Raw genomic sequence first — 25,540 nt, forward strand, 5'->3', positions numbered from 1 at the left:
TCAAGGATGGGCATAAAGAAGCCGTGTATCTCTACTATGCGATGCACGAGCTTCATTATTCTCCATCGGATTTATTAGAACTGTATGAAGCGCCCAGAAACTTTAAGGCGTTTTTGTATGGACTGATTGGATATAAGCTGGATCTCCTTGAAAAACAAGCTAAGAAAGGAGGGGCATCGTAATTGGCAAAGCTGACAGCAAGATTTGAAATGGAAGACCGTGTAAGCAAAAAGTTAAGAAAGATACAAAATGGGTTCAGAGCACTTGAAAAGTATAGAAAAATGGCACAGCGAAATAGCGCTATTGATATACGAAAAGAAAGCAAAACTGTGTTAAGTACAATTGATCGGATACAAAAATCAATAAAGAAAAAGCTTGGGGCCCAAATGATATCCATTTCAGCTGAGGATAACGCCAGCACTGTCATTCAGAAGGTTCAAACTCAATTGCAGGGATTGCCGGCATCGGTATCTATTAAAATTGGCGCTAATGATCAAGCAACAGAAAAGTTTGAGCGATTAAGAGAGTTCGTTGCGGGTTTCAAAGGCTTTACGATTATGCTGAGTGCGGAAGATCAAGTTTCGCCAGCTGTGCAAAAAATACAGCGTTATATGGAAACCGCACTTAAAAATGGTTACTCTGTTACGATACGCGTGATTGATCACGTCATGAAAACAGTCGGCCGCATTTCAGCAGGCATTGATGCACTTACACAAAAAGATAATCTAATTCAGCTTACTTTGAATGATCAGGTATCAAAAAAGCTGGATGAACTTCAGAAGAAAATTGATAGCTTTGGAAAACTAAAGACAGTTGAGAAAACAGCTTCCCCATCAGCTAAGAAAGCAGAGAGCAAAAAGGGAGAGGAAAAAGAAGGCGGTTCCTTCTGGGGAAACCTCGTTGAAGAAGGCAAAAAGAAGATCAAAGAAAAGCTAGATGAAAAAGTAACTGAATATAAAGAAGCCGTTATTGATCGTGTTACCCAAAAGTTTGAAAAATTTAATCCAGAAAAAATACTGGATGATAAGTTTTATGCATTATTAGATAAAGTGTTCGGTCCCGAAGAAAAAACTCCGACAGAAAATGCGTGCTGCTGCAACGGATTGAACCCAGGAGCTGGAGGAGCCGCAGAATCAGGAGGCGGAGGCCTTTTAGATTCATTTATTAGTGAAGGTACAGTCGGTATCAGCAACGCGATTGAGGAATTAAAAAATACCTTTTTGAAGGAATTTGAACACTTTACACCCGAATCGATCACCTCAAAATTAGAATCATACACAGAATCCATTACATCTAAAATGACTGCACTAGCTGAGAAGTTCAGTCCGGATACGATTTTAGCAGAGCTGGATAAGTTTACAACATCGTTCATGGGAAAAGTGGATGAGATCGCGACGAAGTTCAGTCCAGAGACGATTTTGACAGAGCTGGATAAGTTTACAACATCGTTCATGGGAAAAGTGGACGAAATCGCGACGAAGTTCAGTCCAGAGACGATTTTGACAGAGCTGGATAAGTTTACAACATCGTTTATGAGTAAGGTGGATGCGATTGCGACAAAGTTCAGTCCAGAGACAATTTTGACAGAGCTGGATAAGTTCACAACATCGTTTATGAGTAAGGTAGATGCAATTGCGACAAAGTTCAGTCCAGAAACGATTCTGGCACAGCTGGATAAGTTCACAACATCGTTTATGAGTAAGGTGGATGCAATTGCGACAAAGTTCAGTCCAGAAACAATTCTGGCACAGCTGGATAAGTTCACAACATCATTCATGGGTAAAGTGGACAAAATCGCAAGTAAATTTAGTCCTGAAGCCATTTTTAAGCAGCTTGACAAGTTTACAGGCTCCTTTATGAAAAAAGTAGACGAAATCGCAAGTAAGTTCAGCCCTGAAGCCATTTTTAAGCAGCTTGATAAATTTACAGATTCCTTTATGAAAAAAGTGGACGATGTCGTAAGTAAATTCAGCCCAGAAACCATTTTTAACGAACTGGATAAGTTTGCAGATTCCTTTATGAAAAAAGTGGACGATGTCGTAGGTAAATTCAGCCCAGAAACCATTTTTAACGAACTAGATAAGTTTGCGGATTCCTTTATGAATAAAGTGGACGATATCGTAAGTAAATTCAGTCCAGAAACCATTTTTAACGAACTGGACAATTTTACAGACTCCTTTATGAAAAAAGTGGATGATATCGTAAGTAAATTCAGTCCGGACGCAATTTTCACTAAAGCGGAAGACTTTGTAACAAATATTGTTGACAAAATCTCTGAAAAATTCGATTTCCTCAACCCAGATAAAATCGCGAATAAAGCAGAAAAGTTTTTTGATAATATTGTCTCAAAAATCGCGAAAAAATTTGAGAAATTCAGCCCTGATAAAATTATTGAAAAAGCGGCGGAATTTTTTGAAAAAATGATAAAAGGCATTGCTGAAAAACTGGGGAATCTGGATTTTGGAGGACTGTTTGGCGGCAAATCCAGCGGAAGCAAAGGCAAACAAAAAGCCTCAAAAGCCAATACAAATCATTCAACTTCAAACAACTCAAACCGCACTAAAAAACCTTCGATGAACCAAAAAGCGTCAGGTTCTAAATCGAAGAAATCAGGCGGCAAATGGGGCGGAACTTGCGGATGCTGTTGTGCCGGTATCAGTACAGGCAAAAGCAAAAAAGTCAAAAATAGAAACGGTTCATCAAAAAAAGGCAATCAATCAAATCCTGTGAATACGCCTAAATCGGCAAAAGCAGCTAAAGGCGGATCAGGCAAAGGTTTTTCAGGCCTTCTGAAAACATTGGGAGAATCAAAAGGTTTGAAGGGCGGACTGAAGGGTTTAAAAGGAGCCGCAAAAGGAATACCGGGATTAGGCGAAATATTGTCTCTAACTGACTTAGCTGGAATCAATAAGGATAATGCCGGTGAAAAAGTAGGTTCAGCCGGCGGAGGTTTAGCCGGAGCAGCTGCCGGAGCGGCTATTGGAAGCGTTGTGCCTGGAGTCGGAACCGCTATTGGCGGTGTTGTAGGAGGAATTGCCGGCACTTTCGGTGGTGAAAGTTTAGGGAAGGCATTTGATGGTTCAGAAGCGAAAGAAAAACTAAATGATACGTTATTTGATGAAAAATGGTGGTCCGAAAAATGGTCAGGTATTAAGACAAATGCTAAGGATACTGTTAGTGGAATGGGGGATACGTGGTCTAATGTAAAAGACTCAGTCAAATCCACTTTGTTCAATAATGAGTGGTGGTCTGAAAAATGGGAAGGTACAAAAAGCTGGGCGAAAGACAAATGGGACAGTGCATCAACAGTTTGGGAATCAGTAAAAGGAAAGATGAAATCTACCTTGTTTGATGAGAAATGGTGGTCTGGGAAATGGGAAGGTGTAAAAGGCTGGGCGAAGGATAAATGGGATAGTGCATCAACAGTTTGGGAATCAGTAAAAGGGAAAATGAAATCCACCTTATTTAGTGAAAAATGGTGGTCTGGAAAGTGGGAAAGTGTAAAAGGCTGGGCAAAAGATAAATGGGATAAAGCAAAGTCAATATGGACCAATTTTAAAAGTTCTATTTCTGATACTCTTTTTAACAAAAAATGGTGGAGTAATAAGTGGTCCAGCGTTAAAGAATTAGGATCCAACATTTTAGGTGGAGTAAAAGAAGTTGGTGGTAAAGTAGCGTCAGGTGCGAAACAAGCTGCCAATAAAACATGGAACTTTGTAAAAAGCGGAGCAAATTATTTATTTGGGACTGATGAGAAAAAGACACAGAAACATGCCACAGGCGGCTACATCACCAAACCAACCATTTCATGGATCGGTGAAGCCGGCAAGGAATTCGTTATCCCAGTTGATAATAACCGAGGCAGAGGTAAAATGCTTCTCTCACAAGCGGCGTCTAAACTTGGTATGCAAGTCGTAGACAATATGGGAACCGCTTCGTCTTCTGCTGGAAGCCCGGTATCTGTATCAAGAGGAGCTGCTGCCAGTCCGTTATCAGGATCAGCCTCTCCATCAATGGACACTGCAAATCTGACAGGGCAAGCGTCCACACTCGGACAGCAATTTTCAGAAGGCTTTGGTAAAGGCATCAGCAATCAGCCGGTCAAAATGGAAGATTGGAAAAAGAAAAACATCAATACGCCATTTACACAAATGATTTCTTCTTCACCAAATTACGGAAAACAGATGGTAAGCGGCTATGCTAAGGGGCAAAACGGCACAGCAACCGGAACAGACGGCTTTTTACAATCAAAAGTCAAAACACCGTTCCAAGCTACTGTAAATAAATCTTCATCATGGGGAAGCGGTACAATCAAAGGGTTTGCTTCAGGACAGAATAGTTCCCAAACCGGTACTGATCAATATGTAAATACACATGTGAATAAGCCGTTTTTGCGATCTAAAGAATCATCAAATGGCTGGGGAACCGGTATGATCGGGAATTTTGTATCAGGTATGACTTCAAAAGCAAGTGAAGTCCATGAAGCCGCCAAGGAACTCGCGAAAAAAGTTGAGAAGGCTTTCCGTGAAGAATTAGATATCCATTCGCCTTCTCGAGTTATGATGAGTCTTGGCCGCTTTGCCTCAGTCGGTGTTGTAAAAGGCCTGGATTCTGTCGATGTGAAAAAATACGCTGAAAAGCAAGCTGGTTCACTGGCTGCTGCTTATTCCGGAATGGGAGCAGTGGGAGGAAATGTGAAACAGTGGCTTATGGCTGCAATGATGGCCACAAAAACACCATTGAGCTGGCTCTCGGGATTAATGACGATTGCACAGTATGAATCAGGGGGCAACCCGAACTCTATTAACCTGTGGGATAGCAATGCGAAGGCGGGAAATCCATCCCAAGGGCTCATGCAGACAGTCCCGACCACTTTTAATGCACATAAAGCGCCAGGCATGGGTAACATTAGAAACCCGATTCACAACGCTGCTGCAGCGATCGGCTACATTAAAAGCAGATACGGCTCAATTGACAATGTGCCTGGTATTAAAAGCTTGAGACGTGGCGGACCGTATGTTGGATATGCCAACGGCGGACTGATCACAAAAGAACAAATCGCCCGTGTCGGTGAAGGAAACAAGCGGGAATGGATCATTCCGGAGGAGCGGGGCATTCGCGGCCGCTACCTCCTTCAGAGAGCAGCCCAAGCTTTAGGAATGGAAGTAACAGATCCATCACAAACTCAGCAGTCTGAGCTTTCATCAGGACAAGTTTCAGCAGCCGTTACTTCCGGATCCCGGCAAACGGTACAAACAGCCGGAACGAAAGAAATAAAGATTGAATTCAATGGCGACCAGCATTTTCATAACGGACAGGATGCTGACAGTCTAGTAGCTAAAATCAGGCAAGCATTACTTGATGAATTACAAAAAGACATTAACACCGGAACAAAGGGGGTCGTGGCTTTTGACTAAGTCTGTCTATGAATTTTGGATATCACAGGGGAAGGAAAAGCTGCGATTTCCCGTTCTTCCCGAGACAATTGACGTATCTAATAGCTTACAAAATGACTCAGTAAAAATAACAGGGCTGGGTGAAATCACATTTATTGAAGAGCCCGGAGCTAAAGAAATCTCTTTTTCTTCTTTTTTTCCAAAAAGGTATAGCCCGATAGCTGAATATCAGAATATCCCTTCTCCAGAGAACGCCATTGTTAAAATTGAAAAATGGATGAAGGCGAAAAAGCCTGTCCAATTTTTAATTACGGGAACAAAAATCAATATGACATGCAGCATTGAAAGTCTTAAATACAGTGAAGGAGACAAAGAGATAGGAGATAGGGATTTTGATATTGTACTGAAAGAATACAAAACCGCTTCCCCCCGAAAAATCAAGCAGAAGAAAAAAACAAAGGCAAAACGCCCGTCGAAGGCGTCTCCGAAAACCTATACAGTGAAAAAGGGAGACACGCTTTGGGACATTGCCGGCAGATTTTACGGGAACAGCACGCAATGGCGCAAAATTTGGAATGCCAATAAAACAGCCATGATTAAACGAAGCAAACGAAATATCAGGCAGCCGGGCCACTGGATTTTTCCCGGCCAAAAATTAAAGATACCGCAATGAGACAGGTGATGTATGATGATAGAATTGTTTGTCATTAAGGATACAGAATGGCTTGAGCTGGTAGCGGAAAGCGTGTCGCTGGAGGGGCACCGCTTTCAGGCGCCGCGCTCCATAGAAGCGACCATCGTCATCAAACAGGGCGACCAGACGTATTACAGCGTCACAGAAGGAGATACCGTCTTGTTTAAATGGAAGGGAAAAGAGCTTTTCCGCGGGACCGTCTTCGCCCGAACGCCTGATGAACATACGCTTGCCTTCAGTGCTTACGATATGCTGCAATATCTGGTCAAAAATCAGGATGTGTACGTGTTTTCCAACCAGCGTGCTGACCAGATGATCAGGAGGATTGCCAATGATTTTCAGATACCGACAGCCTCGATTGCGAACACAGGCCATACGATCAAAAGCCTTGTCATTAAAAATGATACGACCCTGTATGACATCATCTTAAAAGCGTTGAAACAGACGAAAAGCCAGACAGGACGGAATTATCAGCTGTATTCGGAAAAAGGAAAGCTCGGCCTGCGCGCTTGGCCAGATCCGGCAGAGGTATGGGTGCTGGAAACCGGAGTCAATATTACGGGCTACCAATACAGCACGTCTATAAATGATACCGCTACACGAGTCGTACTGCGCCGCCAGAAGGATAATAAGACGTATAAAGCGTCTGCGAAGGACAGTTCAGGCTTAAACAAATACGGCGTGCTTCAATATACGGAGACTGTAACAGACGAAATTAACCAGGCGCAGCTTCAGCAGAGAGCTGACGTACGCCTTGCCGAAAAAAAGGGCGTGAAAAAAGAACTGAAAAATATTCAGGCAGTCGGCATTCCGGAAGTGCGGAGCGGCTTGCCTGTCTATATTTCCATTCCGGAGGCCGGAATCAAGAAAACCTATTGGGTAGATACGGACCGGCACGAGTTTAAAGGAACGAAACATACGATGACCATTGATGTAGTCGAAAAGAATACGATGCCGGAAGGGGTTTCCTGATGAGATTGAGTGAAGCCATTAAACATTTGGCCGTCGGTGCGGTTGATGCTGAATCTCCGGTGGAGCTGCTCCCCGCTGAGGTGGTTTCGGTTTCTCCTGTTGAAATCAAATTAAAAGAAAACAGCAAACTGATCATACCGGCTGACGCCCTCATCATCCCAAAACGGATGCAGTCCGGAGGAGACGATGCACTCGAGCCGGGGGATCGCGTCATGGCCGCGGCTCTGACTGGCGGGCAATCGTTTTTTATTTTAGATAAAGTATAGACAAACCGCTTCGGCATGAAGGGGTTTTTATTTAGCTTGTAAAAAGGAGTGGGCATCATGGCCCTGACACCAGAAGTGGAGTTTGAGGATATCGAAGATGACAGCGAAGTCATTGAAACCTCTAAAACATACAAAATAGATTTTGAAAACAGAAGAATTACAAATGAGCTGATTACCGGGCTTGAAGCGATCAGACAGTTTGTGTATATCGCCTTACAAACAGAACGATATGCGTACTCCGTATACAGCCATAATGTCGGAAATGAGCTGCAGGACGTGCTTACAGATCATGAGACGACTGAAGCATACAAAAAAATGGAGATTCCAAGGCTCATAGAAGAGGCACTTGTTTATGATGACCGGATTTCCGCTGTAACAGATTTTGAGATAGAAAAACAAGGCGATGCGTTTCATGTTTCCTTTGTAGTCGAGACAGATGAAGGATCGCTTGAGATTGAGGAGGTGATTGGCGCAGATGTTTGAAAATCAGACCTTTGAAGAGATAATGGAGCGTATGCTGAACAGCATCTCCGCAGATATTGACACGAGAGAAGGCAGCGTTATTTATAACGCATTAGCCCCAGCGGCAGCCGAGCTTGCGAAGTCGTATATATGGCTGGACACCGTGCTCGAGCTTGTGTTTTCTGATACCGCGCAAGGAGAGTTTTTGGACCGGCGCGCTGCGGAAGCGGGGATTGAACGGACAGCTGCAACAAAGGCAGTGAGAGCAGGAGAGTTCACAGCTGGCGTCAGAATTCCTGAAGGCTCCCGCTTCTACGTGGATAATCTTTATTTTCAATATACAGGAGACGGGACGCTAGTCTGTGAAACGCCGGGAGAAGCAGGAAACGCCAATCTGACCGGACGCAATCTGTTGTCACTGGATACTATCCCGGGATTGGAAAAAGCGATTGTCAAAGAAATTCTAATTCCCGGGCGTGAAGAAGAAGGAGACGATAGTTTAAGAGAACGGTATTTTACGAGGGTTCGTCGCGAGGCTGTCAGCGCTAACAAAATGCATTACAAAGAATGGGCTGAAGAAGTGGACGGAGTAGGGAAGGCGAAGATCTTTCCGCTTTGGAACGGAGACGGGACGGTTAAAATTGTCGTCACGAATGCCAACCTTGAGCCGGCTTCTGAAATCTTAATTCAAAAAGTGAAAGACTACATTGACCCTGAGCCCGGTCAGGGCGAGGGGCAGGCGCCAATCGGAGCCGTTGTCACAGTGGAAAGCGCGGTCTGGAAGGAAGTTGAGATTTCTGCCGAGGTGCTGCCAGAGATCAATCACTCAATTGATGAAGTGAAGTCAGAAATTGAGAAGGGCGTTTTAAATCTCTTTAAGAAAATGGCGTTTGAAGACAATGTCATCCGCCTTTCTCAAATTAATAATATCGTCTATAATTCGCCGTCTGTCAGTGATTATTCCAATATTAAAATCAACGGCACTTCCGAAAATTTAGTGCTGAGCGACGTAGAAATCCCTAAGCTTGGGCAGGTGAAGATCATTGAGCAAACAAGATGACATGACAGCCTATCTGCCTCCGTTTCTCACCAGCCTTAAAGAAATGTCGGAGCTCCTGAAAGCGGAAGCGCCTGAGTTTGAACAACAAAATAACAGCATATTTGATCTGACAGACCAGTTATTCGTGCCAACAGCAACATGGGGGCTCAGCCGCTGGGAAAAGATTTTAAACGTGCCGCGGGAATCGGGAGACACCGATGAAATCAGGCGATTGAGGCTCATTTCAAAAATGTCGAACATTCCGCCAATCACATACCGGGCCATTGAGCAAGCGGTGAATCGTTTCTTAAAAAACTCGTCGGCACAAGTCCGCCTGCTGCCCGGTGAATACCGCTTTAATGTAGACATCAATATTGATGATCTCCAGCACATGAATGAGCTGATCGAAGCATTGGAAAATATGAAGCCGGCACATCTGGCGTATACGCTCAGAGGCGGATTAAATGAGACGCTCCAAATAAAGGACACAGTCATCCTGAATCATCGAAGATACCGAACAGCCAGTGAGCTGAAGGTCGGTTATTCTGTCACCCTTAACAATAATGAGGTGGTCTTAACTTGATTTCAACCATATACAGAGAACGCACAGCTGCCGATCTGAAAAGCAGGATTCATCACGTGCTGCTTAACGGCCACGAAACAGAAATAGTGGAGCTCACCATTGACGGTGCAAAAGTGACTGTTCTGACAAAACGTGAGGAAGATATTAAACATATCGAAACGGTACAAATTGTTGACGAACTGGGCAATGTCATTACAGAAAGAAAAACAGACCTGGACGTCAGCGAAAACAGAACACTTGATTTCAGATTTACCTTTGAGGTGGTGTAAACATGGCATACGAAGAAAAAACAGACTGGCTTCCGGACGATCCCATTAACGAAGATGACGTCAACCGCTGGGAAAAAGGCATAAAAGACGCCCACACAGACCTGGCCGCCCACAAAAACGACATGAACAACCCCCACAACACAACAAAGGCGCAAGTCGGGCTGGGGAATGTGGATAATGTGCAGCAGGCGTCCAAGACGGATTTTGATGAACATGAGCAAAATCAGGTGCGGCATATTACAGAAGATGAGCGAATGAAATGGAATGGTGCGCAGTTGTCAAAAATATCTGATGACAATGGTCAGCCGATGTTTAACTTAACGACTGATTTTCACACTGAGCTTCAAAATTACCCGACATTGACGTATTTCTCATATGATAAATCAGCAGCTAATGCTCCCCCGAGTGGAGGACGAGGATTCTGGACGTGTAGTGTGGGCAAAACATATGGGCACGTAATAGTAATGACTAATGATAATAAAACGTTTCGTAAATCGCTGGCTAATAATAAGTGGTCAGATTGGGTTGAATTGGAGAATACAGAAGGAGCACAAGAGAAAGTTAATGTTCATGCGGGGAAGTCGGACATACACGTTACACAAGCAGAAAAAGATAATTGGAATAATAGCCAGCTTTTTAAAGTAACAGCAGACAATGGTCAAGCAAAGATAAACTTAAGCGAAACAGATGATTTCCATGAAATTGTTCCGAAGAACACTGGAATGGTTCATTTCACCTCGATGTCAAAAACGTTAAATGGTCCAGGTGCTTCGGTCAGGGGCATATGGACAATCAATGCTGCCGGGAATTACGGTCAGATTATCGCTTTTGATAACGCTAATAAAACGTATCGGAAAACGATATCAGGAGGAAACTGGTCCGAGTGGATTGAATTAGAGACAACAGCTGGGGCAGAGGCAAAGGTATCTAACCATGCTAAGGATTCAGTTGCACATATAACTGCTGAAGAGCGGACTAAATGGAGTAACGCCCAATTATTAAAAATAACCAATGACGTAGGCGGAGTGCTAGTTTTTATTGAAGACACCGATGATTTCCTCAATAAAATTGTGCAAGCCGGAAAGACGTTCGGAACATTCTATTCCACTGGTAAAGCATCCAATGCTCCATCTGCATATTCTACCCGGGGTTTCTTTCATTTTACATCACTTGACGATAAGGGATTAGGTACATTTGGTTATGTTATAGCTGTTGATTATAAAAATAACATGTATTCAAATTACTTGGACTTTAATCTTGGTTGGCAAGGGTGGAACAAGATTGAGACGGATAGCAAGTCACAAATCAAAGCGGATAAAGCACTAGCTGATGCAAAAAACTATGTTGACACAAATTATACAAATCAAAAATTAACTGTTTTAACAGGAACAAATGCAATCCAAGATGCGAGAACAAGCGGAACTGATTACCCATCCGGAATCACTTTTATGGATATAGGAGCTAATAACACTACAGGATACCCGCTCACTTATGGATTTTTAAAAAATGAAAAGCATAGTAATAATCGCTTTACTCAGTATTTCTATGGAAATGCAGACACAACTAATGGAAGTTATGATCATGTCGGTTCTTGGATCCGCCATTGGTGGGCCAATACAGGCTGGACGGCTTGGCAGAAAATTTCAGGATTTGCTCACGCAAATATTGGTACTACTGGAAAACAGTTATTAACAAAAGGCGTGTCTCAAAAAGTTAATTTCAATAGGAAAATAAAAGACAGCCATAACTGCTTTGATACTACAAACAACCGTTTTGTTGTACCGAATGACGGAATGTATTTAGTCAATGCTGGTATATATATAGAAAATTATTTAGAATATGCAAACTATGAAACATCTATATATATAAATGGGAGTAGATATAAAAACATCGCGCATTATAGAATAAGCCCTTCGAGTCCCGAAGATAATACGAACATTAATATAGGTTTATATGGTGCAGCTACAGTATCTGTCAACAAGGGAGACTATATTGAGATTTATTTGTATGTCGGATATAACGGGCAGACACAACGCTATATCACAGATAGTTTAGGTTGGTACAACTACTTTGATATAACAGAAATAGGTGGCCAAAATTACCCTGTACGATAGGAGGTACAAAAATGATATTATACGACGCAATCATGTACAAATACCCTGACGCTGTGCCAAGAAAGGATTTCGAGCTGCGGAATGACGGAAATGGTTCCTATATTGAAAAATGGAACCTGCGTGCCCCGATCCCGACGCAAAAAGAGCTGGAAGCCTGGTGGGAGGAATCGCAAGAAAACCCGCCGTACGAGCCGCCTGATCAGGTGGAGGTACTTGCTCAGGAATTGTCGCAGGAAAAGCTGGCACGCAAGCAGCTTGAAGAGCTAAACAAAACGTTGGGGAGCGAGCTGTCAGATATAAAGCTTTCTTTATTATCTTTGAAAGGAGAGAGTGCTGAATGAATTATTGGGTGCTTGCCTTACATTATGATTGGGCGACGACAGATATGGTGAAGCAGGCCATACAATTCAAAGATTGTTCTAATGAGGATCTGGCAGAAGGCGTGAACAAAAAACTGATCACTGTTGACCAATATGAAGAAATAACCGGTAAAGCCATATAGGCTTTTTTATTTTGCTCGTTTTTACATGAAAAGGAGGATAAAAATGGTCAAGTATCAATATGAGTTTCCTCTCGATAAGACTGGAAAAGCTGGAGCTGTGAAGCCGTATAGAGGAGAGAAAACCGATTTTGTCACACCTGTTTCGAATCTGTCAGGTGTAGCGGAGATTTTAACAAATGCCGCGCTAAAGGCTACTGAGGCATACAGTCAGCTCGGACAAGACCGGCTTGGCGCAGTTCTGATTTCGAAAGTAAAGGGCTGTGCGTATACAGATCGTGAAGGTACGCTCTTTATAGAAGAAAGCGACAATAACAATGTTTGGACAACGACGGCAGCTGTCTATGTAGCTGCGGGTGTTCTGACAGCGACAGACTGGGTGTACCTTTCTAAACGCTATTACCGCTTCCGATATGTGAACGGAAATCTCCAGCAATCGGAGTTTGTGTTATATCAATCAGTCGGCGCAGGTGAATTGGACGTACGCTTAAATGAAAATCTTCCTTTGCAAATTGATTTCAAGGAAAATCAGACAGATGACGGACGGCTGAAAGTGGAGGCCGGCAAAACAATTGATTTTGTTTTTCATGAGAATGCCGAGTCGGCTGGCGAAGGTGCTGCCTTACCCGTAGAAGGCGCCTCGCATTTACTGGTTGAAGTATTCGGCACAGCGGAAACGAGTGAGGTGAAATTTTGGGGAAAATCTTTGTCAGGACAGAAACTTCCAATTAAAGGTGTGAAATCGGATGATGCTTCTGCCGCTTGCAGCACCTTAGGCAAGGATGAGGCTTGGTCCTTTGATATTAAAGGCTTTAAGGAGATCGTGATGGAGATTGCCAGCATGACCGGCGGGAGCCTATCAATTAAAGGAACCGCGGTCTCTTAACCATTGCAATTGGCCTCGGGAAGGAGGTGATTCGTATGTAAAGGAGGAGTGAATGATGCAGCAAGACATAGATGTTAATGTCTTTCAGCAGGATTTAGCAGACATAAAAGGTGGACAAAAAGCGCTGGAGCAGAGGGTCTCCGCATTAGAACGAGTGTCTGACCGGCAAGACCAGCAAATCATGACGCTGAACGAAAAATTGAACAAAATTGAAGAGAACACAACATGGATTAAACGCACCATCACAGGTGCCATCATCACAGCAGTGTGCACAGGGATCATCGGCGGAGCCATCGCCATTATGTACAACCTGCTGCAGCATTAAGGGGGATTATCATGAAAACGTATGATAAAGGCACGGTCACTAGGACGGTGCTTCTTTTGCTTGCGCTCATCAACCAGAGCATGCTGATGCTTGGCAAATCACCATTGGATATACAGGAAGAGCAGGTGAATCAGCTTGCAGATGCTCTGTATTCAGCAGGATCAGTGATCTTCACAATTGGGACAACACTAGCAGCTTGGTTTAAAAACAACTATGTAACAGAAAAAGGGAAAAAGCAACGCGATTTGCTAAAGGAAAATAATCTGACGAAATAAGGAGAGATGAAAATGGTTAACATTATTCAAGACTTTATTCCGGTCGGTGCCAATAACCGCCCAGGCTACGCGATGACACCTCTTTATATTACCGTACACAATACAGCGAACACGGCAGCAGGCGCCGACGCCCAAGCGCATGCTCGCTATTTGAAAAACCCTGATACGGCAACAAGCTGGCATTTTACAGTTGATGATACAGAGATTTATCAGCATCTGCCGTTAAATGAAAACGGCTGGCATGCAGGAGACGGGAACGGAAGCGGCAACCGGGCTTCTATCGGGATTGAAATTTGTGAAAATGCGGATGGCGACTTTGCAAAAGCAACTGCTAATGCTCAGTGGCTCATTAAAACATTGATGGTTGAATACGCTATCAGCCTCGCTAACGTGGTGCCTCACAAATATTGGTCAGGGAAGGAATGCCCTCGCAAACTGTTGGATACGTGGGACTCGTTTAAAGCTGGGATTGGCGGTGGCGGCAGCCAAACTTATATCGTGAAACAAGGTGACACACTTACATCCATAGCGAGAGCGTTCGGTGTCACTGTAGCTCAGCTGCAAGAGTGGAACAATATCGAAGATCCAAATTTCATTCAAGTAGGTCAAGTGTTAATTGTAAGTGCCCCCTCGTCCGCTGAAGAGCCAGAACTCTATCCGCTCCCTGACGGCATCATTCAACTGACAACACCATATACCTCAGGCGAACACGTCTTTCAGGTGCAACGAGCGCTGGCGGCTCTCTACTTTTATCCTGATAAAGGAGCTGTGAACAACGGGATTGACGGCGTTTACGGGCCGAAAACTGCTGACGCGGTTGCGCGTTTTCAGTCTGTTAACGCTCTAACCGCCGATGGTATCTACGGACCTGCGACGAAAGAAAAGATCAGTGCTTTATTAGTTTTGTAGAAAAAGAAACATTGACAATGCATGTTAGTAAAACCATACTGAATATGATGAATTTGTATTTTGGGTGGTTATACTATGCAAAAAGATATGAAACTAAATAATGTCAAAGGCGTATTGATATTTTTGGTTGTATTTGCCCATCTGCTGGGTGTTAGTAAAAGCGGGTTGGAAAATATGATTGAATTCATTTATTCATTCCATATGCCTGCTTTTATTTTTTTAAATGGTTATTTTTCCAAAAGGCCATCAATCAAAAAAGTGATCAATCTCATTCTGTTATATGTTATTTTTCAAACCTTTTACTGTGTGTACCGTTACTACGCAGGTAATTTTTCTGTCATTCAATTTACTTACGGCAGCCCGCATACTCATTTATGGTATATTGTCAGTCTGGGTAGCTGGTATACGTTGGCTATTATTTTAAAGAAAATAAACAGGAGAAAAATCTTAAAGCTGGCTTTACTGATCTTGTTGTTGGGGTTAAGTTTTTATTCCAGATTTTATGCAGATCAGTTTATAGAATTGATCAAAATATATTATAGCAATATGCATACGCAAACGCTCTCTATATTAAGGACTTTTGTTTTCCTTCCATTTTTCCTGGCTGGTTTTTATTGTTCAAGAGATCTGATGGGGAAAATATACAGTTCTTTAGAAAAATTTAAGTTTAAATTGTTTTCAACTTTAGCTATCTCTGTATTGGTATTCATTATATTAGATTTTCATCATGATAAATTTAATCAGCTGTTTTTTGGTTTTCTTGGCTATCAAAAGTTCCATATAGAGAATCACAGCTATACTGGTATTGTATTTTTTCATTATTCCTTAGCTGTATTAGGCATTTTCTTGTTATTGAATATAGTTGGGGCCGGCAAAAATAAGTTGACCCAATGGGGAGAAAACTCTCTTGCGATCTATTTATTTCATATGATCTTTGTCTTCCCGCTATTTACTCATAATAGCTGGCTAAATGAGCAAAGCCCTGACACCCGATTGATATTATGTTTTACGATGGCATTAGGAATAACGTATCTATTTGGATCGCGTGTTTTTAACCGGATCGTGAAATATCTAATCTATCCAATGAAATATTTAGAAATCATTTATGCACGGCTCTTTAATCAAACAGATAAAAATAATGAATATAAAAAGCGACATATTGTTTAAGTGTCGCTTTTTTTTGTCCGTTTTTTTAAATGTTTCAATATTGTGGCACTCCGCTCTCTCACCCGAAGCGAATACCCGGAAAGACCAAATCTTCCGTAATCAACAAACTTCACACGCCGCACCAATTTTTTCACTGTATCACCTGACATTATCCTCTGTTTGTTTTATTATATGTAGCCCCTTAAGAAAAGGAATAAGGACAAGAGCTGTTTTCCCTTGTCCTTTTAGTGTGATCATGCTTTTTTTCGTTTATACTCATCAATCAGCCGTTCGTTTTCTTTGAAGATTCTTGCTGTGTGCGGACTGACTTGATAGCTTGCGACACTGGTGGTTGAACGTTTTTTCAGGATTTTGAACGGTTTCTTTGCCCGTGGATGGCATCCGTTTTGAAACGCGTTTTCCATTATCCTTCACCTTCCTCCTCAATTGGCAGCACCAAATCATATATGCTCGTTAATGATGTGAAAAGCAAATAATCAAATTCTGTTACAATGCTGTCAGACGTCAGTTTGATGACATAGCTCTGTGTCTCGATTGTAAAGGGAATGAGCACTACTTTCCCATACTGGTCGTAATAGACATCCTTTCGATCCAGCCTCGTTTGTACGTCAGCGGGATCCTCCATATGCTCTGTTAACCGGTCTTTATCAGACTGTGTCGAATAGTGACAAAGACTGGCTGTCAGATTCATTTTATCAGCATAGGTTTTCAGCAGTTTATCAATTCCTTGAGCATATGCTTCTATACTTCCATAATAAACATGAATCGGTTCGTTTTTCAATAGATATTGGTATGTTTTCAGCCGATCAAGATACATGTGGAGCATTTCGTTGTTTTCTTCGAGAATTTCTCTTGTGTCTGTTTCCAATTCACTGCCGGCCAGCTTTTTAACATAAGCACTCAAAAAGATAAACGCGTCAATTAAAGCAAAGCTGACAGCGACAATCACATACCGCTCCCAGTTTGTGAACAGGGAAGAGGGATCATATGTCCAGTATATCATGGCACCAAAAACAAACAGCAAATACCATGTTTTTCGGATGGCGGACATTTTTTCTTTGACCTTCGCTTCGAACCGCCACGTGGCGTATACGTAAAAGCCTAAAGCGGCCATAGTGCACCAGACCATGATTTGAAAGAATAAAAGCATACATCAATCCCTCGCATCTGAAATAGGTTCTGATTATTGTATTCTAGAAATGCGGCTGGTTTTCCTGTTTCATCAAAAAAACCGCTCCTTAGACAGAAGCGGTGAGACATTAAAAAATCATATTTAAGATAAAGTAGGCGATGGCACCAAGTGTCGCTGAAATTGGAAGCGTGATGACCCATGTAATGAGCATCCGCTTAGCTGTGCCCCAGTTTACGCCTTTTACCCGGTGTGATGCACCGACGCCAAGGATTGATGAAGAAATGACGTGGGTTGTACTGACCGGCAAATGAATAAATGTGGCGCCGAAAATAATGGCTGCCCCGGTTAAGTCAGCGGATACACCGTTTACCGGACGAATCTTCATGATTTTTCCGCCAACGGTTTTAATGATTTTCCATCCTCCGATTGAAGTTCCGAGACCCATGGCTGTCGCGCAGGCGAATTGCACCCAGGTTGGAATATCATTAGCAGAAGTATGTAAATTTGCTGTGATGAGAGCCATTGTGATAATTCCCATTGCTTTTTGCGCATCGTTTGTTCCGTGTGTATACGATTGCAGGGCAGCAGTTATAATCTGCACTCTGCGGAATTGCTTGTTCGTTTTCGCCAAATTGCTGTCCTTGAAGATCAGCTTGACGATGGTGTAAAGAATATAACCAAGGACAAAGGCAATAATTGGTGATAAAATGAGTGCCTCAATGATTTTAATGAAGCCCTTATAATTCAACGCAGTAAATCCGGCTGCCGCAACGGCTGCACCGGCAATCGCCCCGATGATGGCATGGGATGAGCTGCTTGGGATGCCGTAATACCAAGTGAGCAGGTTCCACGCTATTGCTGCGATTAAAGCAGCCAAAATAACAACAGAGCCATTTTCCAAAGTATAAGGGTCTACAATATCTTTCGTTATGGTTTTGGCAACACCTGTAAACGTCATTGCTCCGACAAAGTTCATCACTGCCGCCATTATAATGGCATGGCGCGGTTTTAACGCTTTTGTTGATACTGAAGTCGCAATTGCGTTCGCCGTATCATGAAACCCGTTGATGAAATCAAACGCCAGAGCAAAAATGACAATTAGTATCGTTAATATAAATAGAATATCCATTTTTATCCCTCGTTACGCGTTTTTCATAATAATGGTTTCAAGATTATTGGCAACACTTTGGCAAGAATCGGCAATTTCCTCAAGCGTTTCGTAAATTTCACGATATTGAATGACTTTAATTGGATCTGTTTCATTTCCGAAAAGATTCTTTAATGATTTTCTGTGCAGGTTGTCACAGCTGTGCTCATACTCTTTAATTTTGATCGCGTGAGGCTGAATATCCTTTAAGCGGTTTTCTGCCAGAAGCTCAATGGTTATCAAAATTTCTTTCGCGCATTCTCTGATGTAGCCGCTGAATTTATCGATATGCTCGTCTGATGAAGTAATTGAGAAAATCTCCATCATGGCAGAGAAATGTTCGATTCCGTCAAGCACATCATCAAGGCTGTTTGTCAGCTGAAGGATATCCTCGCGCTCAATAGGAGTGATGAATGCTTTGTTAAGCTCTTTGATCATGACATGAACATGATTGTCACCTTTTGTTTCATATTCCTTTAACGTATCTGCAAACTCTTTAAGCGTCGTTTGGTTAGTGACCTTAAAATTCAAAAAATATTCTGCAGTTTCGTCTATGTTCTTTGCAATTTCTGTTAAAAGGAGTGAGAACTTATCTTTTTTTCTTCTTATCATTAAAAACCCTCCATAGTTTGAATGAACAATGCACACATCAAATTATTATATAGCCTTTTGTCGAAAAAAAACAGGAAAAGTCGAAAAAAACGCGGCTTGACTTTTTCAGTAAAACGTGTCTCCTTATTTTGGCCTACTTCATCTCAAAAAAACGAACCAAGTTTGCAAAATCTTTCTGGTTAACGTAAAAAGTATATCAAAAGTTGTGTTTTTTTTGTCAACATTTATCTTCTGATTCACCAAAAAACGATTCCCTAAACAAGGGAACCGTTTTTTTTAGCTGGCTTTTCGTTTTTGCATCCAATAATACAAAGGGAGTCCGGCCAGGCCGATGAGAATTGATAATCCGCAGCTTAATGTGTCTGTAATGAGTGTGCTTCCCAATACAAAGAATGAACCTGCGATCGCCAATATCGGCATGAACGGGTAAAGCGGGACACTGTAAGCACGCGTTTTTCCCTTTGTTTGTTTCCGAAGAATAAATACTGCAAAAAAGGCCATTACGTAAAAGATATAGATCATAAAAATAGAGATTTCAGAAAGCTTATCAGGGTTGCTGATGAGCATCAGGATAATCGCTACAGCAATTTGGAAAGAAATTGCAATCCATGGTGTGCGGAATGTCGGGTGCACGCGGGACAATCTCTCAGCAAAAGGCAGCTGTTTTCGTTCAGCCATTGCAAAGGTCACACGCGGGAAAGAAAGAATCTTTCCGTTTAAACAGCCGAAGATGCTGACAATAATTCCGATACTGATCAGCTTTCCGCCGATTGAACCGAACAGCATACTGGCAGCAGTGCTTGTTGCATTTTCTCCAAGTGTCACAATCTCGTTCGCAGACAGGATGTGAAGCAATGCAAAGTTAATGAAAATATAAATTGCTGTTACAATTAATAATCCGCCCGTCATTGCGCGTGGCAGCAGCTTTTCGGGATTTTTCATTTCTCCGCCGAGAGCCGCGAGCAGGATCCATCCGTCATAAGCAAACAATGTAGCCAAAATGGCTGCCCCGAAATTCATATCAGAAATGCTTTCGTTTACTGCCGTAAAGATATGCTGATCGCCTTTCCAAAGACCGAAAATAATGATACAGGCAATCGGAATCAGCTTTCCGACCGTAGTCAGTGTTTGAACAAAACCGCCGTATTTTGTACCAATAATGTTAATCACACATAAAAAAATAACTGCTATAATACCGATTACCTTTGATAGTCCTGAACCCCAGCCAAAAAGATTTGCCATTAAAGATCCAAAATATAAACCGAGTGCACCGATAATCGCCGGGCCGTAAATAATAATCTGCACCCAGCCGCATAAAAATCCCCAAAACTCGCCGTAAACTTCTTCAAGGTACGTGTAAAGTCCGCCTGTTTTCGGAATCTGCGTACCGATTTCTGCAATCGTCAGTCCGCCTGCCAACGTTAATATACCGCCTAACAGCCACGCAAATAGCGCAGTCTTTGAGTCTCCTGAATAAGCGAGCACAGCGCCGGGCTTCATAAAAACGCCGGAACCGATAATGGTTCCAATAACAAGAGTAAGGGCAAACAAGAGGCCTATCTCTTTTTTCAAACCGTTTTCTTCATTATGCATGTCCTTAACCTCCTATGATGAAGCTTCGTGATGAAGAATCTATTTTTCATATTGTAAACCCTATTTTAGAAAACTGAAATAAAATAAATTTTCTGATTTTCGATAATTGCTATATTTTCATTCGTTAAATCTGTGAAAACGTCTATTTTTTATCTCTTTAAACGAATAAATATGAGTATAATCTTTTATATTGTTCGTGTTTTATGAAGGGTGTTCAAGTGGAGAATGAACACAATAAATGGCTGGCGGCGGGACTTAGCAGGATGCCGGACCCAGATGAAGCTGATATGTTGACTTTCGTATGTGAATAAAATATCTTGTAATTAGGAAAATAAATAGACAGCTTTGATATAATATCTCGAAATCGAGATAAATTGACCTGGAGGGACAGCATATGAAAGTCAACGGCATTCACCACGTGTCCGCATTAACAGCTGACGCGCAAAAAAACTTGGATTTCTATAGTAAAGTATTAGGATTAAAACTTGTCAAAAAATCCGTAAACCAAGATGAACCGACGATGTACCATCTATTCTACGGAGATGAAGTGGCAAATCCGGGAACGGAACTGACGTTTTTTGAGATTCCCCGCATTGCGCCGTTTCATGTGGGAACAAACAGTATTTCTTCGATTGGATTACGTGTTCCAAGCACAGACGCGCTGCATTACTGGAAAGAACGTTTTGAAGAGCATCAGGTGGCGCATAGTGGCATCGCCCAAAGAGCCGGACGTGACATATTGGCGTTCGAAGATCATGAAGGACAGCGCCTTGTGCTGACTGCTGATGAGAAAGGCAAAGGTTATGGTCTGCCTGTTAAACAAAGCGGCATTCCGGAAGAATTTTCATTTCGCGGGTTAGGGCCTGTTGAACTGACAGTGCCATACGCTGAACCAACCTTACACGTATTAACCAATATTCTTGGATTTACAGAGATCAGCCGAGAGCCGGTAGAAGGACAGGGAACAGCGGTCATTTTAGAATCTGGAGAAGGCGGTGCGGCCACAGAGATCCATTTAATTGAAAGAAATGATCTTCCGCGCGAACGTCAAGGAAAAGGAAGTGTCCATCATGTCGCATTTCGCGTGAGAGACGAAGAAGAGCTTGCCGGATGGCACCGCATCATCAGCCAGGAAGGCTTTAGCAACTCAGGCATCGTTGAGCGCTACTATTTCAAGGCGCTGTATTTCAGAGAACCGAACGGCATTCTGTTTGAGTTATCTACAGACGGTCCGGGCTTTATGGTTGATGAAGAAATTGATGAGCTTGGCCAAACCATCGCTCTTCCGCCTTATCTTGAGCATAGAAGAGAGGAAATCGAAGCAAGACTGAAGCCGATTCAATAACGATATATTGTGATTCTTTGCCTTCCGGCGTCACCGGAAGGCTTTTTTTGTTCAAAAACGGGTGTGTTTTTATTAATATTTTAAATTTTGACATATACCGCATGCTGATTAGGTAGAAAATATCAGATTTGAATCAGGATAAAGACTCAAAAACCTTTGTTTTTATGGACAGATCGTATGAATTGGTTTCGGCAAAACTATTGCCATTGTTTATTAATAGTTTTTTCACATTTGCTTGTTACACTATTTCAAAGGTAGACGAAAAGGAGTGAAGACACACGTGGAAACGAAAAAGCGCGAGCTGGACATCTTCCTGATTCTCATTTTGCTCGCATCTGCATTCTTAAATATCTATAACATCTGGAATGACGATACGGTGAATCCTTATTACACCGCTGCCGTCACAAGTATGATGCAAAGCTTTCATAATTTTTTCTATGCCTCATTCGACGCGGCGGGGTTTATAACGGTTGATAAACCGCCTATTACGTTCCAGATACAAACCATCAGCGCCCTTATATTCGGTATGCACGGCTGGAGCGTCATCCTGCCTCAGGCACTTGCTGGAGTAGGTTCTGTCCTTTTAATGTATCTGTTAATAAAACCGACATTCGGTAAGACGGCAGCAAGGATCGCCTCTTTCACCATGGCATGCACACCGATTGCGGTGGCTGTCGCCCGGACAAATAATGTTGATGCGTTACTGGTATTTTTCTTATTGCTGGCTACATGGCTTCTCTTTAAAGCCATCAGAAAAGGAAAGCTGATCTGGCTGTTAGCAGCATTTTTCGTAGTTGGTGCAGGTTTCAACACAAAAATGCTTCAAGCTTATATGATTTTACCGGCTTTCTTATTGTTCTACCTGATTGCGGCAAATGCCACAATCAAGAAAAAAATCATTTCACTAGGAAGCGCATTAGTCGTATTAGCGGCAGTTTCGTTATCATGGCCGCTCATCGTTGACAATATCCCTGCCAGCAAACGTCCTTATGTCGGAAGCAGCCAGACCAACTCTGTTTTGGAATTGGCTTTCGGATACAACGGAATTCAGCGGCTGACAGGACAAAATTCCGGCGGCGGTCAGGACGGGTCAAGCAAAGACGCAGCAAAAGAAATGCCTTCTTCGGAAAACAGTTCATCTGACGCTCAGGCACCGCCTAATCAGTCAACAAGCAGCAGCTCATCAAACGATGACAAATCTGCAAATGGCAATATGACGGCACCGCCATCCAATGGGGAAATGCCAAGCGGCGGTCAAGGAGGCCCTCCAAACGGCGGAGGAGATGACGGACAAGGCGGACCTGGCGGCGACGGAGGTAAGGGCGATTCAGGCGGATCGGAAATGCAATCAGGTACAGGAATGTTCGGAACGGGAACACCTGGCCCGCTTCGGCTCTTCCAACAAGAACTATCTGATCAAATCAGCTGGCTGCTGCCATTTGCGATTTTTGGAATGGCAGGCTTGCTGATTGCAGGCGCGAGAGAAAGAAGAAGATTATCTGTTGAGCAGAAGGAGACGGTGTTCTGGGTTGCATGGCTTGCGCCGATTGCCGGATTCTTTAGTGTAGCAGAATTTTTCCATCATTATTATCTCATTATGCTGGCGCCGCCGATTGCAGCACTTGTCGGAGCTGGATGGGTTGCGCTCGTTCAGTTATACCGAAGCCATACAGGCTGGAAGTCTTGGCTTTTGCCGGCAGCGATGGCTGCCACAACGGGATTTGAATTGTTTATTCTGAGAAACTACAACGATCAAATCAGTGTTGGATGGAGTATCGGCGTTGGAGTTATCGGTGCGTTATCTGCCATTGCTCTTCTGATTTTAAAACAGCGCCAAAAATCGCTCACATATTATATATCACTTGCAGGGCTTCTTGTATTGCTTGTGATGCCGATTTATTGGGCAAACACACCTCTCCTGTACGGAGGGAACAGCTCTCTTCCTGAAACAGGGCCGCAGCTCGCTTCAAGCAGTGGAAAAGGCATGGGAATGAACGAGTCGAGTGTAAATGAAAAATTGATTGAGTATTTAGAAGAAAACAACTCCGGAGCGGAATATTTATTCGCCACCACTGATTCAAACACAGCGGCTCCGTATATTATCAAAACGAAAAAGGCCGTCATGACGATCGGCGGATTCAGCGGTTCTGACCCGGCCATCACGCTGACTCAATTTAAAAAGCTCGTAAAAGAAGGAAAAGTGAAATACTTCTTGGCTTCAGGAATGGGGAAAGGCGGAAACAATGAAATTGTCGAATGGGTTCAAGAAAACGGCAAGAAAGTTTCTTCTGATAAATGGCAGTCAAGCTCTGATCAGACTGATTCATCAGGTACGGCAAGCAAGAGCAACGCTTCAGGCCAAACCGGCAAAATGAGCGGCGGGCCTGGCGGAATGAACCAGTCAGCTACATTATACGAACTAAATGCTGATGAATAGGAGGAAAAAACATGAGCAGACATATTCAATATTCAATTGTGATACCTGTGTATAATGAAGAGCTTGTCATTCATGAAACCTATCAGCGCTTAAAAGAGGTCATGGATCAAACGAAGGAAAACTATGAGCTGCTTTTTGTCAATGACGGCAGCAAAGATCGCAGTATTGAGATTTTAAGGGAACACAGTCTGATTGATTCGAGAGTGAAAATCATTGATTTTTCCAGGAATTTTGGGCACCAGATCGCGATTACAGCGGGAATGGATTATGCACAGGGGAATGCAATCGTCGTTATTGACGCCGATTTGCAGGACCCTCCTGAGTTAATTTTAGACATGATTGAAAAGTGGAAGGAAGGCTATGAGGTCATATACGCCGTGCGGACAAAACGAAAAGGGGAAACCTTTTTCAAAAAACAGACAGCGGCCATGTTTTACCGGCTTCTCAGCAGCATGACAGATATTGATATCCCGATAGATACCGGGGATTTCCGTCTCATGGACAGAAAAGTCTGTGATGAAATGAAAAAATTAAAGGAAAAAAATCCTTTTGTCCGAGGCCTCGTCAGCTGGGTAGGCTTCAAACAAACGGCAGTTGAGTATGTACGTGATGAAAGGCTTGCCGGAGAAACGAAATACCCGCTTAAGAAAATGCTGAAGCTTTCAATGGATGGCATTACGACATTTTCACATAAACCGCTGAAGCTGGCAAGCTATGCCGGGGTCTTAATGTCAGGCGCAGGTTTTCTGTATATGTTTATCGTGCTGTATTTGAAGCTGTTCACTGACAGCACCATTACCGGCTGGTCATCGCTTATTGTCATCCAGCTCCTGTTCAGCGGCATCGTGCTTTTGATACTGGGGATGATTGGTGAATATATCGGCAGAATCTATGATGAAGCCAAAGACCGGCCGCTTTACATCGTACAGAAATCGTACGGGATTGAAAATAAAAGACTCTATAGGGACCAGCATATGTCCTGACCAGAAGCCCCTGTCCTTTACGGACAGGGGTTTTTATGTATCAAAGTGCTGATATGGAAGGGAGAAGGAGAGAAGAAGGGATTGTGAGCTTGCACTGCCCGTTCAGGCAAGCTGAAAATAGCTGTTAGATTGAGAAGTTTTTAAGAAACGCATGAGCACAGCCGTACCTGTAATGTTTAATAGAATACTGGCCCCCAGTGTAACTCCCCATGCCAATGTTGATGCAGGAAGGAGATAGCTCAGCATCAGAAAAGCCAATCCTGCGCAAATCATGCTCAATCCCATGGTTTTCATGTCATACCTCCTTTTAAACAATGCTTCAAGCATCTGATTAGAATCAAATCAGCCTGTATCATATACGGGTGTATCGGTAGAAAGTTTCATAGAGTAGATCGTTCTTTTGTCTAACAAAAAGCCTCAGACCGCTTTTGCGGC

At 42.8% G+C, this 25,540-nt stretch carries 26 protein-coding genes and 1 pseudogene; 20 read left to right on the forward strand and 7 right to left on the reverse strand.

Annotated features, from left to right (window positions below; translation table 11 throughout):
- The first annotated feature begins 41 nt into the window (after positions 1 to 41).
- The 17 genes and pseudogenes from NSU16_RS06880 to NSU16_RS06960 all read left to right on the forward strand — a co-directional run bounded on the left by NSU16_RS06880 (position 42) and on the right by NSU16_RS06960 (position 15,856).
- Positions 42 to 182: a hypothetical protein gene (locus tag NSU16_RS06880; protein ID WP_286059952.1), complete on the forward strand. Its 141-nt coding sequence runs from the start codon at positions 42 to 44 to the stop codon at positions 180 to 182.
- Entirely contained in the window at positions 183 to 5,417 is a 5,235-nt protein-coding gene (locus tag NSU16_RS06885) for a transglycosylase SLT domain-containing protein (protein WP_339192400.1), read from the forward strand.
- A complete protein-coding gene (locus NSU16_RS06890) occupies positions 5,410 to 6,069 on the forward strand; it encodes a LysM peptidoglycan-binding domain-containing protein (protein WP_010333907.1) in 660 nt (219 codons plus the stop codon). Before NSU16_RS06885 ends, NSU16_RS06890 begins: the two co-directional genes overlap by 8 nt.
- A gap of 15 nt (positions 6,070 to 6,084) precedes the next feature.
- Positions 6,085 to 7,062, forward strand: a complete 978-nt coding sequence (locus NSU16_RS06895; RefSeq protein WP_286059950.1) for a phage portal protein — start codon at positions 6,085 to 6,087, stop codon at positions 7,060 to 7,062.
- Entirely contained in the window at positions 7,062 to 7,328 is a 267-nt protein-coding gene (locus tag NSU16_RS06900) for a DUF2577 family protein (RefSeq protein WP_168747512.1), read from the forward strand. The genes NSU16_RS06895 and NSU16_RS06900 overlap by 1 nt, the downstream gene beginning before the upstream one ends.
- A gap of 57 nt (positions 7,329 to 7,385) precedes the next feature.
- Complete coding sequence (locus tag NSU16_RS06905; protein WP_286058662.1) at positions 7,386 to 7,811, forward strand: DUF2634 domain-containing protein; 426 nt, start codon at positions 7,386 to 7,388, stop codon at positions 7,809 to 7,811.
- Entirely contained in the window at positions 7,804 to 8,850 is a 1,047-nt protein-coding gene (locus NSU16_RS06910) for a baseplate J/gp47 family protein (protein WP_286058661.1), read from the forward strand. Before NSU16_RS06905 ends, NSU16_RS06910 begins: the two co-directional genes overlap by 8 nt.
- Positions 8,834 to 9,412 (forward strand): YmfQ family protein, encoded by a 579-nt coding sequence (locus tag NSU16_RS06915; protein WP_339192401.1) that lies wholly within the window; start codon positions 8,834 to 8,836, stop codon positions 9,410 to 9,412. Before NSU16_RS06910 ends, NSU16_RS06915 begins: the two co-directional genes overlap by 17 nt.
- The gene (locus tag NSU16_RS06920; protein WP_339192402.1) at positions 9,409 to 9,681 is read left to right on the forward strand and encodes a hypothetical protein; all 273 of its coding nucleotides are present in this window, start codon (positions 9,409 to 9,411) and stop codon (positions 9,679 to 9,681) included. Before NSU16_RS06915 ends, NSU16_RS06920 begins: the two co-directional genes overlap by 4 nt.
- Before the next feature lie 2 nt (positions 9,682 to 9,683).
- Positions 9,684 to 9,947, forward strand: a pseudogene (locus NSU16_RS06925) (terminase); the annotation flags it as partial.
- Positions 9,948 to 11,806: 1,859 nt separating this feature from the next.
- A complete protein-coding gene (locus tag NSU16_RS06930) occupies positions 11,807 to 12,136 on the forward strand; it encodes an XkdW family protein (RefSeq protein ID WP_198097780.1) in 330 nt (109 codons plus the stop codon).
- On the forward strand, positions 12,133 to 12,297 hold the full coding sequence (locus tag NSU16_RS06935; RefSeq protein WP_339192404.1) for an XkdX family protein: 165 nt from the start codon (positions 12,133 to 12,135) through the stop codon (positions 12,295 to 12,297). The genes NSU16_RS06930 and NSU16_RS06935 overlap by 4 nt, the downstream gene beginning before the upstream one ends.
- Before the next feature lie 43 nt (positions 12,298 to 12,340).
- Positions 12,341 to 13,180: a phage portal protein gene (locus tag NSU16_RS06940; RefSeq protein WP_339192405.1), complete on the forward strand. Its 840-nt coding sequence runs from the start codon at positions 12,341 to 12,343 to the stop codon at positions 13,178 to 13,180.
- A gap of 55 nt (positions 13,181 to 13,235) precedes the next feature.
- Positions 13,236 to 13,505, forward strand: a complete 270-nt coding sequence (locus NSU16_RS06945) for a hemolysin XhlA family protein (RefSeq protein ID WP_010333918.1) — start codon at positions 13,236 to 13,238, stop codon at positions 13,503 to 13,505.
- Positions 13,506 to 13,516: 11 nt separating this feature from the next.
- On the forward strand, positions 13,517 to 13,780 hold the full coding sequence (locus tag NSU16_RS06950; protein WP_010333919.1) for a phage holin: 264 nt from the start codon (positions 13,517 to 13,519) through the stop codon (positions 13,778 to 13,780).
- Between the two features lie 12 nt (positions 13,781 to 13,792).
- A complete protein-coding gene (locus NSU16_RS06955; RefSeq protein ID WP_339192406.1) occupies positions 13,793 to 14,689 on the forward strand; it encodes an N-acetylmuramoyl-L-alanine amidase in 897 nt (298 codons plus the stop codon).
- Between the two features lie 75 nt (positions 14,690 to 14,764).
- Positions 14,765 to 15,856: an acyltransferase family protein gene (locus NSU16_RS06960; protein ID WP_326217304.1), complete on the forward strand. Its 1,092-nt coding sequence runs from the start codon at positions 14,765 to 14,767 to the stop codon at positions 15,854 to 15,856.
- On the opposite strand, the gene spoIISC is transcribed toward NSU16_RS06960, so the two are convergent.
- From spoIISC to steT, 6 genes are all read right to left on the reverse strand, one after another.
- Entirely contained in the window at positions 15,853 to 16,005 is a 153-nt protein-coding gene (gene spoIISC / locus NSU16_RS06965; protein ID WP_268448623.1) for a three component toxin-antitoxin-antitoxin system antitoxin SpoIISC, read from the reverse strand. The genes NSU16_RS06960 and spoIISC overlap by 4 nt on opposite strands.
- Positions 16,006 to 16,089: 84 nt before the next feature.
- Positions 16,090 to 16,260 (reverse strand): type II toxin-antitoxin system SpoIISB family antitoxin, encoded by a 171-nt coding sequence (locus NSU16_RS06970; protein WP_024121090.1) that lies wholly within the window; start codon positions 16,258 to 16,260, stop codon positions 16,090 to 16,092.
- Positions 16,260 to 17,006 carry a type II toxin-antitoxin system SpoIISA family toxin gene (locus NSU16_RS06975; RefSeq protein ID WP_268471127.1) on the reverse strand — a complete coding sequence of 249 codons (747 nt, stop codon included), beginning with the start codon at positions 17,004 to 17,006 and terminating at the stop codon, positions 16,260 to 16,262. Before NSU16_RS06975 ends, NSU16_RS06970 begins: the two co-directional genes overlap by 1 nt.
- Before the next feature lie 109 nt (positions 17,007 to 17,115).
- Complete coding sequence (locus NSU16_RS06980) at positions 17,116 to 18,117, reverse strand: inorganic phosphate transporter (RefSeq protein ID WP_010333925.1); 1,002 nt, start codon at positions 18,115 to 18,117, stop codon at positions 17,116 to 17,118.
- Positions 18,118 to 18,129: 12 nt separating this feature from the next.
- Entirely contained in the window at positions 18,130 to 18,747 is a 618-nt protein-coding gene (locus tag NSU16_RS06985; RefSeq protein WP_010333926.1) for a DUF47 domain-containing protein, read from the reverse strand.
- 276 nt (positions 18,748 to 19,023) lie between these two features.
- Positions 19,024 to 20,340 (reverse strand): serine/threonine exchanger, encoded by a 1,317-nt coding sequence (gene steT / locus NSU16_RS06990; RefSeq protein ID WP_168747524.1) that lies wholly within the window; start codon positions 20,338 to 20,340, stop codon positions 19,024 to 19,026.
- A gap of 394 nt (positions 20,341 to 20,734) precedes the next feature.
- On the opposite strand from steT, the gene NSU16_RS06995 reads away from it, so the two are divergent.
- The 3 genes from NSU16_RS06995 (at position 20,735) to NSU16_RS07005 (ending at position 25,105) form a co-directional block, all read left to right on the forward strand.
- Positions 20,735 to 21,685: a ring-cleaving dioxygenase gene (locus NSU16_RS06995; protein WP_339192409.1), complete on the forward strand. Its 951-nt coding sequence runs from the start codon at positions 20,735 to 20,737 to the stop codon at positions 21,683 to 21,685.
- A 280-nt stretch (positions 21,686 to 21,965) separates the two neighbouring features.
- On the forward strand, positions 21,966 to 24,122 hold the full coding sequence (locus tag NSU16_RS07000) for a glycosyltransferase family 39 protein (RefSeq protein ID WP_339192412.1): 2,157 nt from the start codon (positions 21,966 to 21,968) through the stop codon (positions 24,120 to 24,122).
- Positions 24,123 to 24,133: 11 nt separating this feature from the next.
- Positions 24,134 to 25,105 (forward strand): glycosyltransferase family 2 protein, encoded by a 972-nt coding sequence (locus tag NSU16_RS07005; protein WP_168747529.1) that lies wholly within the window; start codon positions 24,134 to 24,136, stop codon positions 25,103 to 25,105.
- Positions 25,106 to 25,207: 102 nt separating this feature from the next.
- Here the strand turns inward: NSU16_RS07005 and NSU16_RS07010 are convergent, their stop codons facing one another.
- Complete coding sequence (locus NSU16_RS07010; RefSeq protein ID WP_339192415.1) at positions 25,208 to 25,399, reverse strand: hypothetical protein; 192 nt, start codon at positions 25,397 to 25,399, stop codon at positions 25,208 to 25,210.
- Between the last annotated feature and the right edge of the window lie 141 nt (positions 25,400 to 25,540).

This window comes from Bacillus sp. FSL K6-1003 (genome assembly GCF_037964945.1).
In the GTDB taxonomy this organism is placed as follows: domain Bacteria; phylum Bacillota; class Bacilli; order Bacillales; family Bacillaceae; genus Bacillus; species Bacillus mojavensis.